Annotated in this window: 11 protein-coding genes; 5 read left to right on the forward strand and 6 right to left on the reverse strand. The window is 59.8% G+C overall.

The genetic code is table 11. From position 1 onward, the window contains the following. Positions 1–81: 81 nt before the first annotated feature. Complete coding sequence (yidZ, locus tag A9G06_RS03315) at positions 82–1044, reverse strand: HTH-type transcriptional regulator YidZ (protein ID WP_069554266.1); 963 nt, start codon at positions 1042–1044, stop codon at positions 82–84. Positions 1045–1062: 18 nt separating this feature from the next. Further along, the gene (locus A9G06_RS03320) at positions 1063–2235 is read right to left on the reverse strand and encodes an MFS transporter (RefSeq protein ID WP_069554267.1); all 1173 of its coding nucleotides are present in this window, start codon (positions 2233–2235) and stop codon (positions 1063–1065) included. Between the two features lie 366 nt (positions 2236–2601). On the opposite strand from A9G06_RS03320, the gene A9G06_RS03325 reads away from it, so the two are divergent. The 3 genes from A9G06_RS03325 to A9G06_RS03335 are packed head-to-tail and all read left to right on the forward strand — an operon-like array spanning position 2602 to position 6519. Then, positions 2602–3522, forward strand: a complete 921-nt coding sequence (locus A9G06_RS03325; RefSeq protein ID WP_069554387.1) for a MoxR family ATPase — start codon at positions 2602–2604, stop codon at positions 3520–3522. After that, positions 3522–4517, forward strand: coding sequence for a DUF58 domain-containing protein (locus A9G06_RS03330; protein WP_069554268.1), 996 nt, complete (start codon positions 3522–3524; stop codon positions 4515–4517). The genes A9G06_RS03325 and A9G06_RS03330 overlap by 1 nt, the downstream gene beginning before the upstream one ends. Then, positions 4504–6519, forward strand: a complete 2016-nt coding sequence (locus tag A9G06_RS03335) for a DUF3488 and transglutaminase-like domain-containing protein (RefSeq protein WP_069554269.1) — start codon at positions 4504–4506, stop codon at positions 6517–6519. Before A9G06_RS03330 ends, A9G06_RS03335 begins: the two co-directional genes overlap by 14 nt. A 62-nt stretch (positions 6520–6581) precedes the next feature. On the opposite strand, the gene A9G06_RS03340 is transcribed toward A9G06_RS03335, so the two are convergent. Beyond that, positions 6582–8012 (reverse strand): sodium:alanine symporter family protein, encoded by a 1431-nt coding sequence (locus tag A9G06_RS03340; protein ID WP_013724018.1) that lies wholly within the window; start codon positions 8010–8012, stop codon positions 6582–6584. 701 nt (positions 8013–8713) lie between these two features. Between A9G06_RS03340 and tal the strand changes: the two genes are divergently transcribed. Then, positions 8714–9664, forward strand: a complete 951-nt coding sequence (gene tal, locus A9G06_RS03345) for a transaldolase (protein ID WP_069554270.1) — start codon at positions 8714–8716, stop codon at positions 9662–9664. A 160-nt stretch (positions 9665–9824) separates the two neighbouring features. Further along, on the forward strand, positions 9825–10007 hold the full coding sequence (locus A9G06_RS03350; RefSeq protein WP_005338547.1) for a DUF3545 family protein: 183 nt from the start codon (positions 9825–9827) through the stop codon (positions 10005–10007). Between the two features lie 299 nt (positions 10008–10306). Here the strand turns inward: A9G06_RS03350 and accA are convergent, their stop codons facing one another. Genes accA through rnhB form a run of 3 tightly spaced genes read right to left on the reverse strand, consistent with a single transcriptional unit; the run spans position 10307 to position 15381 of the window. Continuing rightward, positions 10307–11257, reverse strand: a complete 951-nt coding sequence (gene accA, locus A9G06_RS03355) for an acetyl-CoA carboxylase carboxyl transferase subunit alpha (protein ID WP_005338549.1) — start codon at positions 11255–11257, stop codon at positions 10307–10309. Between the two features lie 15 nt (positions 11258–11272). After that, entirely contained in the window at positions 11273–14752 is a 3480-nt protein-coding gene (dnaE, locus tag A9G06_RS03360; protein WP_069554271.1) for a DNA polymerase III subunit alpha, read from the reverse strand. Between the two features lie 38 nt (positions 14753–14790). Continuing rightward, positions 14791–15381, reverse strand: a complete 591-nt coding sequence (gene rnhB, locus A9G06_RS03365) for a ribonuclease HII (RefSeq protein WP_069554272.1) — start codon at positions 15379–15381, stop codon at positions 14791–14793. Positions 15382–15518: the final 137 nt, after the last annotated feature.

Genomic DNA, 15518 nt, shown 5'->3' on the forward strand with positions numbered 1-15518 from the left:
AACGCCCACCGCCGGTTAAATAATCAATAACAAGCCGAAACAGCTGGCTCCGGCTGATCGATGGGCACCGTCACGACCACATTAGCGTGGCAATTCGTCATTGTAGAGTCGCCGGATCTCGTTGCGCAGCCACATCACCTTGGCATCCTGATTGTGTCGTTTGTGCCACAACAGGATGAAGGCGATCTCCAGCTGGGCGTAGAGCTTCTCGGGGAGCGGCAGCGGCATGGCGATCAGATTGCCATGATGCCGACTGGCATAACCACCGCAGTAGGAAGGAGCCACCGCAATCAGTTCGTGGCTCGACTGGGAGGCGATATGCAGTGCCTGCTCGAAGCTGGAGACCATAATGGGCACCTCCCGCTTTAGCCCCTCGTCCTCCAGCAGACTGTCGAGGGCCCAGGTATCGTTCGCTTCCCACACCATGCTGATCTGGGGGCTGGCCAGAAAATTCTCCAGCGACCACTTCTGCTGGAGCAAGGGGTGATCCTTGCGCAGAAAAACCACCGGGCGATCGGTGAACAGCACCTCGTGATCGATGTAGTAGGGCAACCGATTGACCTTGGCCTGAGAGCGGCCATGGGTCTCGCGGGCGCAGAAGCCGAGATCTGCATCGCCATTGACGATGTCGTTGAGGGAGTGGTGATCCCACCCCAGCATCCTGACCACCGAGTTGGGGTACTTCTGGTAGATGGTCATGGGCAAATCGCTCAGGAAGCTGATGTAGAAGGGGGACTCCATCACCAGCGTGAAACGGGCACCGTCGGGGATCGCCTCGCTATTGAGCGAGGTGATGCTGTCGGTGAGCTGGAACCAGACCTTCAGCTCCTCCTCCAGGGTCAGGGAGAGGTTGGTGGGCTGCAACCCCTGCCGCACCCGCACAAACAGGGGATCGTCAAACCACTCCCGCAATTTGGCCAAAGACTTGCTTACCGCCGACGGAGTGACACAGAGCTTTTTGGCCGCCCCTGCCACACTGCGCTCCTGCATCAGGTACTTGAAGACCACCAGCAGGTTCAAATCGAGTTCACCCAGATTGCGCATATCCCCTCTCATCTTCCATCAGCCCTGCGACCGCGCTTCACGAAGCGCGAGCCATGGTAACAGCCCTTTGACAGCCAGGTAACTGAGCAGTGCCAGCAGCAGGGCGCAGATCAGCATCTCGGTCGGAGTAAAGCCAAGTTGACCCAGCAGCCAGATATAGAGGGCGGAGAGGCTGATCTGCATGATGCAGAGCACGGCGCTGGCAAAGGCCACGTTATGCTGACAACCATCGAGCGCCTCCCCCATCGCCACCCCGACCCCACAGGAGAAGCCGACACAGACCAGCGCAAACCCCGGCAGCAACAGATGGATATCGCCCCCCGCCTGCCAGCTGCCGATCAGTGAGCACGCAGCCAGCAGATAGGAGAGATGAGACACCGCCAGCACTTTCTGTTTGCCCAACCAGCGCAACAGCAGGGGCGTCAGGAAGGAGGTGGACATACTCACGCCGGCCATCACCATCATCACGATGGAGTACTGCTCGGTGGTGAAGCCAAACTCCTTCATCAGGATCAGCGGCGAGACGCTGACATAGACCAAAATAGAGGTCACGCTGACACTGGTCAGCAGGGAGAGCAGCATAAAGCGCGGCGAGCGCAGTAGGGCAAAGGGCAGCGCCGCGCTACTCCCCGGTTGCCGTGCTGGGCGGGTCTCCTTGAGCAGCAACAAGTTCACCAGACCACTGATGGCCGCCACCAGCGCCATCGCCACGAAGATCCCGCGCCAGTCAAAATGGGACAGGATAAGGTAACCGAGCACCGGCGCCAGTACCGGGATCACGCAGATGACCCCGTTAATCATTGAAAGTGCCATCGCCAGCCGCTCCTGACTCAGCACATCCCGCAGCACGGTAAAGGTCATGATATAGAGCGCCCCCGCCCCGACCCCCTGCCAGAAACGGCCGAAATAGAACTGACTTATCCCCTCTGCACTGCCTGCCACCAGCGAGGCGAGGACAAAAATCAGCGCGCCCCCGAGCACCACCCAGCGCCGCCCGTAGCGATCGGCAATCATCCCGCCCAGCAACACGGTGGCCGCCATGCCAAACAGATAGATGGAGAAGGCGGTATGGATCTGCGCCTCGCTCGCCTGCAGGGCATCGGCAATCTGGGGCACGGCGACCAGATAGAGATCGATCCCGACCGGATAGAGAATGATCATCAGAAAAGTGCACAACAGGAAAACAGGCATGGATGCTCCATAACAGATTGGCGTGCAGATGCCTGCCAGATCACAGCGACAGGCGAACAGTGGCGGGGCCAAAATGGCCACAAAGGCAGCAACGCAGCGCGTCGCAATGGGGGCAACTATATGGGCGCCAACCGCTCTCACCTAGTGAAGAGATGGCGATCGGTACATTCCAATCAGGAAATATTGTATTGAGCTACGTGCCTGGGCGGCCATATTTAATCGACCAGAGGCCGTAAGAAACCGGGTCACCTCCCGCTCATAGCCATCCCTGCGCAGCACTTTTACCGCCCGTCTGTTATCTGCCTTGGCCCTTGCTGGCGTATAAGCTGTAGGTGCGACGCAATACAGGGAATGTGTATGAAGGGAATGAAGAGAGAAGAGCAGATTGCCGGGCTGCTGGCAGCACTGGAGCAAGTCATTCTGGGCAAGCCGCTGCAACTGAAAATCGCGCTGGTGACCCTGCTGGCGCGCGGTCATCTGCTGATCGAGGATCTGCCCGGCATGGGTAAAACCACCCTGGCCCACGCGCTGGCACAGGTACTGGGGCTGGCATGCAGGCGGATGCAGTTCACCGCCGATCTGCTCCCCGCCGACCTGCTGGGGCTTCAGATTTTTGACCCCCAGCAGCAAACATTTCGCTTTCACCCCGGCCCCATCTTCACCCAGGTACTGCTGGCGGACGAGATCAACCGTGCCAGCCCCAAGGTGCAGAGCGCCCTGCTGGAGGCGATGGCCGAGGGCAAGGTGAGCATCGAGGGCCACACGCACCCACTCCCCATTCCATTTTTCGTCATCGCCACCCAGAATCCGGCGGATCAGGCGGGCACCTATCCACTGCCGGAGTCCCAACTCGACCGCTTCGCCGTGCGACTCTCGCTGGGTTTTCCACCGCGAGAGGCGGAGCGCCAGCTACTGCGGGGCAACCAGCCGACTGACCCGTTGCCCGCCATGCTGAATGACGCCGAGCTGGCTGCCCTGCAAGCGGAAGGTGATGCTATCCATGTTTCCGATGCCACCCTCGACTACCTGCTGGCGCTGGTGCACCAGAGCCGCTTTGATGGGGATCTGCCACAGCCCCTCTCCCCCCGTGCAGCCCAGACCTTGCTGGCGGTGAGCCGGGCCTGGGCGCTGGTGGCGGGGCGGCATTTTGTCACGGTAGAGGATGTGCAGGCAGTCTTCCCCTATGTGGCCGAGCATCGGCTGCGGGGCAGCTTTGACGTGCAGCACGGCGAAGCCTGTCCCCTGAGCCAGCGGCTGCTGGCCAGAGTCGATCCGGACAATCCCTGATGAGCAAATTGCTTGACCGCTGGCAGCAGTGGCGAGCCCGCTGGCAACGACGCTGGCTCGCGCGCCGCATTCCCCCGGCCCGCCAGATCACGCTGGGTACCCGCAGCCTCTTTATCCTCCCCACCCGCATGGGGCTGCTCTATCTGCTGGTGCTGCTCGCCATCTATCTGCTAGGCACCAACTACCAGAACAATCTGGTACTGCTGGTGGCCTACTGCCTCGGCAGCCTGTTTATGGCAGCCATGTGGCTCACCCACCGCAACCTGCTGGGGCTGGAGCTGCTGGGGGGCCCGCTGGTGCTGGGGGAAGCGGGTAGCCAGCTACCTATCCGTATCTTGGCGCAGAGCCCTCGCCCGGTGCTGGCGCTCCGGTTTAGCCTCAACGAAGGCACCCTCTGGCTGGCACAGGCCGACGCTGTGCCCAGCTCAGTTATCCTGCCAGTATCGGGCTCGCGCCGTGGGCCACTGCCCCTTGGTCGATTGCGGGTCGAGAGCCGCTACCCTCTCGGCCTGTTTCGCTGCTGGTCCCTGCTGGACTTGCAATTGGAGGGCTGGATCTCTCCCAAACCAGCATTCGGCGCGTTAAGAGGGGAACATGCGACCGAAAGCGAGGGTTATCAGGGCCAACCCGCTCCAGCCACTCTCGGTGACTTTGATACCCTGCGGACACATCAGGCCGGTGAGCCACTGGGCCGGGTCGCCTGGAAACAACTTGCCCAGGGGCGCGGCCTGCTGACCAAGCAGTTTCATGAACCGCAGCAGGATGACACTCACCTCACCTTGCAGCGGGTCGCGGGTGGGGATCTGGAGCAGCGGCTGGCGGTACTGGCCTGGTGGTGCGCCGATTACGGCAAGCGGGGCATCCCCTTTACCCTGATGCTGGCAAACCAGACGCTGGGGCCCGATAGTGGTGCCGCCTTTGTGCAGCGCTGCCTGCTGGCACTGGCCCAGTTCGATGCCACACCACCGAAGAGCACGCCAGATGCTGCTCGATAACCGCCGCCTGCTGCCATTCATCGCCCTGCAACAGCTGCTGCTGGTCGCGGCGCTCTGGCCCCAGTTGCAACTCTGGGTAGTAACAGTGGGCGCCATCACCCTCGGCGTCCGGGCCATGATGCTGTGGCGCGGCTGGCCGCCCCTGCCTGCCCGCGGGTTGGCGCTGCTGGCCATCACTACTGTGCTGTTGCTGGGACTACAGTGGCGTGGCTTGGGCACCCTGCCTGCCCTTATCAATCTGCTCTGGCTCGGCTATAGCCTCAAGATGATCGAGGTACGGCGCGATCGGGATATCGAGCTGGTGCTGCTGCTCGCCTTCTTTCTTATCGCGCTGGCGCTGGTGCAGCGACAGAGCATCGGCTGGACGGCCGGAATGACAGTAGCGCTCTGGCTGGCAGTAACCGCGCTGGTGGCCGCCATCGCTCCCGAGCAGAAACGGCCTTGGCGCAGCGCGGGCGGTGCCCTGCTGCTGGCGCTTCCCCTGCTCATCACTCTGTTTCTGCTGCTGCCGAGGCTGCCGCCCCTCTGGCAGATGCCCACCACCAGCCGTGCCCTGTCGGGGCTTTCGGAAGAGCTGGCCCCCGGCGATATCAGCGAACTGGTCAACTCCTCCGAACTGGCGTTTCGGGTCACTTTTGCCGATGACCCGCCCCCTGTCCGCGAGCGCTATTTTCCGGTGATGCGCCAAGAAGTTTTCGATGGTCAGCGCTGGTTGCTGAGCCCTGAGGTCAAAGCATGGCAGCAGACAGTGCCGGTGCAGACCGGGCTGACCCTTCTGGCATCATCTTCACAGGCCAACACTCAACTGGCAGATAGTCCGTTACCCGCCGGGAGCTACGAGGTAATCGCCGAGCCCCAGCGCCACCGCTGGGCCTTTGCCCTGAGCGAACCGCGCCTGCTGGCGGGACCGGTAATGCTCACGCCTCTCGACACCCTCTATCGGCAGGGGAGCGGCGAGGTGGCAATCCGCTATCGCATTGGCCGCGGCGAAGCGCTGCCCGAGGATGACCACCAAGCCGCCCAGCGCAACCTGCAACTGCCAGCCGGGGGCAACCCGAGAGCGCGCGCTCACGGCCAAGGGCTGGCTGTGCGCTATCCAGAACGCGCAGCGCTGGTCGCCGCCCTGCTTGCGCAGTTTCGCAGCCAATCCTATTACTACACCCTGACCCCGCCACGACTTGGCAGTGACGGGGTAGATACATTTCTGTTCGATACCAGACAGGGCTTTTGCGGCCACTACGCCATGGCGACCACTTTCGTACTGCGCGCTGCCGGTATTCCAGCACGGCTGGTCACCGGTTATCTCGGCGGCGAGTGGAATCCCACCGGCAACTATCTGGCGGTACACCAATTCGATGCTCACGCCTGGGTGGAGTATCTCGATGAAGAGGGATCATGGCGGCGAATCGACCCCACTGCGGCAGTGGCACCGGAGCGTATTGAAGGCGGCGTGAGGGAAGCGCTGAGCGACGAGTTTACCGCTGCCACCCCCCTCGCTTTGCAGCGTTATCGCAACTGGGCCCTGCTCAATCAACTGCGCTGGTGGGGCAACAATATCGACTACCAGTGGAGTCGCTGGGTGATTGGTTACGATGCGGGTCAGCTCTGGCAACAAATCGGCCTGCGTTGGCCCGCACAGGCGGGACACACTCCCTGGTTGATCCTCGCCAGCCTGATGCTGGTCGCCCTGCTGGTGAGCCTGCCCCTGCTGTTGCCCGCCCGCCTGCCGCCAGAGCGGCGTATCTGGCAACCCCTGCTCAAACGGGGCAAACGCAGCGGCTATTCCCCAGAGCCTGCCGAAAGCATGGGAGCATGGTGCGAGCGGCTGGCGCGGCTGCGCCCCGACCTTGCCCCCCCCCTGCTAAAGAGTGCGTGGCTCTATCGTCGCTGGCGTTATGCCCCCCTCAGCGAACGGCAACAAGGGCGCTGCTGGCGCCAGTTACGACGACGTATCAGACAGCTCGTTCGGCGCTGGGATCAACAGCCAACGAGTGCGCCATAAAAGAAGGGGGAGCCACCGGCTCCCCCTTCAGGTTTTAATCAAGAGGTTTGACTCACCGCTTGTTATTTTTTGGTCGGATTGTCCCAGATCCCCTCTTCCAGCTGGGAGCGGATCTCGGGGTACTTGTTAGCATCGAAGGTGGGCACCTTGCCCAGCCGGAGCTGGTCGTTGTAATCCTTGGCCAGCTTGATGGCGACGCTGGAGAGCAGCAGGATCGCCACCAGGTTGACGATGGCCATCAGTCCCATGGAGACATCCGCCATAGCCCACACGATCGGCAACTCACCCACGGCACCGAACATAACCATCCCCAGCACGAACACCCGGAACAGCATCAGACCGCCCTTGTGGTTGTGCTCGAGGAACACCAGATTGGTCTCGGCATAGGAGTAGTTCGCCACGATAGAGGTGAAGGCGAAGAAGAAGATGGCTGCCGCAATGAAGATGTTGCCACCGCTGCCAATCTGGGAGGAGAGCGCCCGCTGGGTCAGCTCGACACCGGTCACGCCGGAGCCCGGCTCAAACTGACCTGACATCAGGATGATGGCGGCGGTACAGCTGCAGATGACGATGGTGTCCATAAAGACCCCCAGCATCTGCACATAACCCTGAGAGGCCGGGTGCGGCGGATAGGGAGTGGCGGTCGCTGCAGCGTTGGGCGCAGAGCCCATGCCCGCTTCGTTGGAGAAGAGACCGCGCTTGATGCCGTTGATCATCGCCTGGGAGATGGCATAACCGAGCGCACCCGAGCCTGCCTGCTCAATCCCGAAGGCAGACTTGATGATCAGCATGAAGACATGGGGCAACTCGGTGATGTTCATCGCCACGATCACCAGCGCCAGCAGGATATAAGCCAGTGCCATAAAGGGCACTACCAGCTCGGCAAAACGGGCAATGCCACGAATGCCGCCGAAGATAATCAGGCCGGAGAGCGCCACCAGCGCCAGACCGCTGACCCAGTCAGGAATGCCAAACGCCACCTTCATCGCCAGACTGATGGAGTTGGCCTGCACCGCGTTGAACACCAGACCAAATGCCAGGATCAGGCAGAGCGAAAACACCACCCCCATCCAGCGCATGCCAAGGCCTTTCTCCATGTAGTAGGCCGGGCCACCACGGTAGTTGCCATCCTCATCCTTGACCTTGTAGAGCTGGGCCAGGGTGCTTTCAACGAAGGCGGTCGCCATGCCGATAAAGGCAATCAGCCACATCCAGAAGATGGCGCCGGGGCCACCCAGATAGATGGCGACTGCCACACCGGCCAGGTTGCCGGTGCCGACACGGGCGGCAAGGCTGGTACAGAGGGCCTGGAAAGAGGAGATGCCTGCGTTGTCCGATTTACGGCTGTTTTTCAGCACGGAAAACATGTGGCCAAAGTGACGGATCTGGATAAAACCCAGGCGGAAGGTGAAAAAGATACCGACCCCGATGAGCAGGTAGATGAGCACGGCTCCCCACATCAGGTCGTTTAGCATCGCAATCAAGGTGTCCATAATTCTCTCGTTGTTATTCACATCCATGGTCAGTCTGCGCTGACCGTTTTCTGTCTGTCGTTTAATTAGCGTTTCGCTAAAGGGGCGGAATCTAGCACAGCGGGAGAGCCCAGAATAGTGATCCCGGTCACGCGAGACACAAAAAACGAACGGTAAAAGCCCATAAAGCTCCATTTAAATCGCAAACTTTCAACAAACTCAATAATTCAATCAGACAGGCCACCATTAAGCCCCATAAGAGAACCATTTTGATATATCCCTGATGAGCTATCCGAAAACGCAAACGCTTGCATGAAATGGCTTTCAAACGGCGATATTTCGCCAAACGTTTTCGCTGTAATTAAATTTCAAGTACGTAGCGAGATAATTTATGTGATCGACGACACAAATATGGATATTGGCTAAAAAAGTTCAGCTGAAAGCAAACCGGAGCGAGGTCGAAGGGAAATGTAAAAAACCTTACTAATCATATAGTTTCAAGCCATAAAACGGGATAACTCAACAGCCTGAATGTTTAACAACCAAGCGCCCCTATTGCAGGATGCAGCACATCAGTATTAATTAGGCAGGCAATGACGATGGGCCGCCCCCATCGCGCTTTTCTGAGCCTGAGGCACCAAGATCCTGTAATTTTATTTCAGAACCACCGTCTCAAGCCCGCAACCCAGGGATTACTCCCTCATTAAGAGATGATATTCGCTATGGCCGATAAATTAACCCAGCTGAAAGCCCTGACCACTGTTGTTGCCGACACCGGTGATATCGAAGCCATCAAACGCTATCAGCCCATCGATGCCACCACCAACCCCTCTCTGGTTCTGAAGGCCTCCGAGATCCCCGAGTACGCTCCGCTGATCGAAGACGCCATCAAGTGGGCCAAAGCCCAGAGCCAGGACAAGGCACAGCAAATCATCGACGCGGGCGACAAGCTGGCCGTCAACATCGGTCTGGAAGTGCTGAAGATCGTTCCGGGCCGCATCTCTACCGAAGTTGATGCCCGCCTCTCCTTCGATACCGAAGCCAGCATCGCCAAGGCCCGCAAGCTGATCCGTCTTTACAACGAAGCGGGTATCAGCAACGACCGCATTCTGATCAAGCTGGCCTCCACCTGGGAAGGGATCCGTGCCGCCGAGGTTCTGGAGAAAGAGGGTATCCAGTGCAACCTGACCCTGCTGTTCTCCTTCGCCCAGGCCCGTGCCTGTGCCGAAGCCGGTGCCTTCCTGATCTCCCCGTTCGTGGGTCGCATCCTCGACTGGTACAAGGCTAAAAATGGCTGTGATTACACCGCCAGCGAAGATCCGGGCGTGGTCTCCGTCACCTCCATCTACAACTACTACAAGCAGCACGACTACCCGACCGTCGTGATGGGCGCCAGTTTCCGCAATACCGGCGAGATCCTGGAACTGGCCGGTTGCGACCGCCTGACCATTGGCCCGGCCCTGCTGGAAGAGCTGAGCAAGACCGAAGGCGCCGTGGTACGCAAACTGGACTACACCGGTGAGCGCAAGGCCAAACCGACCCCGATGACCGAAGCCGAATTCCGCTGGGAACTGAACCAGGATGCCATGGCTCACGAGAAGCTGGGCGAAGGCATCCGCATGTTTGCCATCGACCAGGGCAAGCTGGAAACCATGTTGGCAAGCCGCCTGTAATCGGTTCTTTTTTCTGATAAAAACCGGGCCCCCACCAAGGGGCCCGGTTTTTTTTCATGGGCTTTTTTAGCGCTGTCATAGAGTCGTCACGAAAACGTTTTAATTTCAGATTCGTTATGTTATACGGGTGGTGAAAACGATAAAAACCAAGGAGGGAGCCATGGAAATGTTCAACTTCGATTATGACGAGGTGGTTGAACTCGGTTCGCGTAGCCGCGGGACAACGGGAAAAAAACGTAAATGGCGTGAAATCGAGGCGTTGAAAGACAAACATCGCCTGCAGAAGGAGCTGCAATCCATCGATATCGCCTATGAAGGTCTTACAGACGAGATTGAACTGTAATACTGCCAGACACCTGTAAAAGCGCTCCGCACGGTCGGGGCGCTTTTTTATGCCGCAATCGGATGATCAAGTGGCAGGTCATGGCATCGCTAGTGATGCCACAGGATGCAGCGGTCAGACGAAAGACAACACGTTGCCGCACTCCCTGACAGCCCGCATACCAACCTGCCCCTCACCCTAGAAGACTGACCTGCGCCGTTTCAGGGCGTGTGGGGGCACTAACCTGAATGGCAGATCAACCGCAATAAAAAACCCCCATCGATGACGGGGGCCTGAATACTCGGGGCTGTCGGCTGCGCTTAGCAGTAGCCGTAGCCCAGCAGACGCTGGTAACGCTGCTCCAGCAGTTGCTCGGTATCGAGCGGACGCAGTGCGTCCAAATCCTGCTTGATGCGAGCCTTGAGGTTTTTGGCCATCTTCTCCACATCGCGGTGGGCACCGCCGAGGGGTTCGTCGATCACATGGTCGATCAGCTTGAGCTCTTTCAGACGCTGGGCAGTGATCCCCATCGCTTCGGCAGCCACAGAGGCCTTGTCGGCACTCTTCCACAGGATGGAGGCACACCCTTCCGGCGAGATGACGGAGTAGGTGGAGTACTGCAGCATGTTGACGCGGTCACCCACGCCAATGGCCAGCGCACCACCTGAACCGCCCTCACCGATCACGGTGCAGACCACCGGCACGGTCAGACCGGCCATCACTTTCAGGTTGCGGGCAATCGCTTCGGACTGACCACGCTCTTCGGCACCGACGCCGGGGTAAGCACCCGGGGTGTCAATAAAGGTGATGATCGGCATCTTGAAGCGCTCGGCCATCTCCATCAGACGCAGGGCCTTGCGGTACCCTTCCGGACGCGGCATGCCGAAGTTGCGCTTGATCTTCTCTTTGGTCTCGCGACCCTTCTGGTGACCAATCACCATCACCGGCTCACCGTCGAGACGGGCGATGCCGCCGACGATAGCCTTGTCATCGGCATAGGCGCGATCGCCAGCCAACTCGTCGAAATCGGTGAAGATATGCTCGATATAGTCAAAGGTGTAGGGGCGCTGGGGATGACGCGCCATCTGGGATACCTGCCAGGCACCCAGATCACCGAAGATCTTCTTGGTCAGCTCTTCGTTTTTCTTCTCCAGCCGGCGGATCTCGTCTTTCAGATCCACGGCGTGATTGCCTTCACTCACATGTTTGAGTTCATCAATCTGCGCCTGCAACTCGGCAATCGGCTGTTCAAAATCCAGAAAAAGACTCATAGGGCCTTAGAACCTCTAATCAAAAACCAATTCAACCCGCTCTCGTCCAAGCAGGACTCGCAAGTCATCTATCAGTTGATCGGTGGGCGTCACCCGCCACTCGGTACCGAGCGTCAATCGCACCCGGGAGCCGGGGCGACGATAGTTTACCTGAACCGGACAGACTCCGGCACGGGCGGGCTCCAAAATCTCGCACAAACGCGGGAAAAAGCGATCATCAATCCGCTGTTCATCGAGGGAGATGCGGATTGCTCTGGCAAAACGCTCCCTCGCATCGTTGATATCCAGTAATTCTCGAGCCGACATTTTAAGGCCACCGGAGAAGTCATCAAAGCTGACCTGTCCAGAAACCACCAAAATGCGGTCTTTTTGCATCAATTCTTCATATTTTTCCAGCGCTTCGCTGAAAAGTGTCACATCGAGGCGACCGGAACGGTCGTCCAGGGTGAAGATCCCCATCTTGTTGCCACGCTTGGTCACCATGCTGCGGGCCGCAATCACCAGCCCCGCCGCCGTGGTTACGGTATCGCGGGAGGTGGGATGCAGATCGCACAGGCGACCCGAGGTATAACGACGCAATTCGCTGCTGTACTGGTTGATGGGGTGGCCGGTGAGATAGAGCCCGAGAGTCTCGCGCTCCCCTTCCAGCCACACCTTGTCAGGCCAGTGCGGCACGTTGGCAAACGCCTTCTTGACGTCGTCAATCTCTTCGGTGAGCACGCCGAACATGTCGACCTGCCCCACCGCCTGCGCCTTGGCGTGCTGCTCGGCGGCGCGCATCGCCTCTTCCAGGGTCGCCATCAGGGCGGCGCGGTGGGGGCCGAGCCGATCCATGGCGCCGGAGAGAATGAGCTTCTCCATCACCCGCTTGTTGAGCTTCTTGATGTCGACCCGGTTACAGAAGTCGAACAGATCGCGGAACGGGCCGTCCTGATCCCGGGCGCTCAAGATCGCATCGATGGGGCCTTCACCGACCCCTTTCACCGCCCCGATCCCGTAGACGATATGACCATCTTCGTTGACCGAGAAGCGATAGCGGCCGGTGTTCACATCCGGCGGGATCACGGTGAGCCCCATCCGCTGGCACTCGTCCACCAGGGTCACTATCTTGTCGGTGTTGTCCATATCGGCGGTCATCACCGCCGCCATGAACTCGGCCGGGAAGTGGGTCTTGAGCCAGAGGGTCTGGTAGGAGACCAGCGCATAGGCGGCGGAGTGGGATTTGTTGAAGCCGTAGCCCGCAAACTTCTCCACCAGATCGAAGATCTTCATCGCCAATTCGCCGTCGACGCCATTCTTGACGGCACCCTCCTCGAAACCGGCTCGCTGCTTGGCCATCTCCTCGGGCTTTTTCTTACCCATCGCCCGGCGCAGCATGTCCGCGCCACCCAGGGTATAACCCGCCAGGGTCTGGGCGATCTGCATCACCTGCTCCTGATAGAGGATGATGCCGTAGGTCGGTTCCAGAATCGGTTTCAGGCTCTCGTGCTGCCACTTCTCGTCCGGATAGGAGATCGCTTCATTACCGTGTTTGCGGTCGATGAAGTTATCCACCATGCCTGACTGGAGCGGGCCCGGTCGGAACAGGGCCACCAGTGCGATCATGTCTTCAAAGCAGTCGGGGCGCAGCCGCTTGATGAGATCCTTCATGCCGCGGGATTCCAGCTGGAATACCGCCGTGGTCTCGTAGCGCTGCAGCAGGTCGAACGACTTCTTGTCATCGATGGGGATGGCGGCGATGTCCACCGGCGGCTTGCCCTCTTTGGCAAGACGCGGGTTTATCATGCCGAGCGCCCAGTCGATGATGGTCAGGGTCCGCAAACCCAGGAAGTCGAACTTCACCAGACCGGCGTACTCCACGTCGTTCTTGTCGAACTGGGTAACCGGGTGATGGCCCTCATCATCGCAGTAGAGCGGCGCAAAGTCGGTGATCTTGGTGGGCGCGATCACCACGCCACCGGCGTGTTTACCAGCGTTGCGCACCACCCCTTCCAGGCGGCGAGCCATGTCGATGAGGTCTTTGACCTCCTCATCCTGCTCGTAGAGCTCGGGCAGCTTGGGCTCGGCCTCGAATGCCTTGGCAAGCGTCATGCCCGGATCCGGCGGGATCAGCTTGGAGATACGATCCACAAAGCCGTAAGCGTGGCCCAGCACCCGGCCCACGTCCCGCACCACCGCCTTGGCCGCCATGCTACCGAAGGTGATGATCTGGGAGACCGCATCCCGGCCGTACATGTCGGAGACGTGCTCGATCACCTCGTCGCGCCGGTCCATGCAGAAGTCGACGTCGAAGTCGGGCATGGATACCCGCTCGGGGTTCAGGAAACGTTCGAACAGCAGGTCAAATTCCAGCGGGTCGAGGTCGGTGATCTTGAGGGCGTAAGCCACCAGAGAGCCCGCCCCCGAGCCCCGGCCCGGACCAACGGGGATGCCGTTGTCCTTGGACCACTGAATAAACTCCATCACGATGAGGAAGTAACCCGGGAAGCCCATCTGGTTGATCACTTTCAGCTCGACATCGAGGCGCTCGTCATACTCGGGACGGCGCTCGGCCCGCACCGCCGGATCCGGGAACAGAAACTCGAGACGCTCCTCCAGACCCTCTTTCGATTTGGCCACCAGAAAATCTTCGGTGGTCATGTCGCCGGTCGGGAAGTTGGGCAGGAAGTACTCGCCGAGACGCACCGTCACGTTGCAGCGCTTGGCGATCTCCACCGTGTTTTCCAGCGCTTCGGGGATATCGGCAAACAGCTCCGCCATCTCCTCCTGACTGCGCAGGTACTGCTGGGGGCTGTAGCGACGGGGACGGCGTTTGTCCATCAGGGTATAGCCATCGTGGATGGCAACCCGGATCTCGTGGGCATCGAAGTCATCGGCGTTGAGGAACACCACCTCGTTGGTGGCGACCACTGGCAGCTCGAACTCGGTGGCGATGGCCACCGCCATGTGCAAGTAGACCTCTTCGTCAGGTCGACCGGTACGCAGCAGTTCGAGGTAGTAGGCATCGGGGAAGTGGGTCTGATAGAAGGCGACGCACTGCTCGGTCATCTGCCGGTTGCCCTTGAGCAGGAACTTGCCCACATCCCCCTCGCGCCCGCCGGAGAGGACGATCACCCCCTTGGCATGCTCGGCGAGCCAGCTCTTGTCGATAACCGGACGCCCCTGCACGTGGCCGCGCTGGTAACCGCGGGAAATAAGCAGGGTGATGTTCTGGTAGCCGTCGTTATCCATGGCGAGCAGGGTGAGACGGAACTGCTCGTCGCCGAGCTCATCGCTCTGCACCCAGAAGTCGGCACCGACGATGGGTTTGATCCCCTTGCCGTGGGCTGCGCCATAGAAGCGCACCAGACCACACATGTTCATCTGATCGGTCAGCGCCAGCGCCGGCATGTTGTTGGCCGCCGCCGCACCGACGATGGGGTTGATCTTCTGCAGGCCATCGACCATGGAGAAGTCGGAGTGGACTCGCAGGTGGATAAAACGGGGGTCAGCCATCGTCATCTCCTCTCGCTGCTCAAACTAAATGGCATGGTCTACTCGATCCCCAATGCGCGGCGCACCGGTTTGAAGCTCTTGCGATACTCCGGCAACGGGCCGCGCTCGGCCAGAATGGCGAGATGCTCCGCAGTCGGATAGCCCTTGTGGCGGGCAAAACCATATTCGGGATGACGGCTGTCCAGCTCGGTCATCTCCGCATCGCGGGTCACCTTGGCGAGGATCGAGGCGGCGCTGATGGCGGCCACCAGGCTATCGCCCTTGACCACGGCACGCGCCTCCATCGGCAAACTTGGGCAGCGGTTGCCATCGATGAAGACCAGCTCGGGGGTGACCTTCAATCCCGCCACGGCGCGCTGCATCGCCAGCATGGTGGCATGCAGGATGTTGAGCTCGTCGATCTCCTCCGGAGTGGCGCGACCGATGGCCCAGGCGAGCGCTTTCTCTTTGATCTCGTCAAACAGCGCCAGCCGCTTCTTCTCGGAGAGCTTCTTGGAGTCGTTGAGCCCCGCGATTGGCTTGGCGGGATCGAGAATGACCGCAGCGGTGACCACGTCACCCACCAGGGGGCCACGACCCACTTCGTCCACACCGGCAACCAGCTTGTCGTCAGGAATATCGATCATCATCTTGTAGCCTTGAATCAAAACAAGGAAGGTAGGTTCGAATAGCGAAGCGTATTCGAACGTTCCCTGGGCATCTATTAGTTAGGTGAGCGTTCGGCGACACAGTGACGCGATCGTCCGATTACGCCGCAGCGCGGCTA

Origin of the sequence: Aeromonas sp. DNP9 (assembly GCF_001728955.1) — a bacterium.
Taxonomy (GTDB): domain Bacteria; phylum Pseudomonadota; class Gammaproteobacteria; order Enterobacterales; family Aeromonadaceae; genus Aeromonas; species Aeromonas veronii.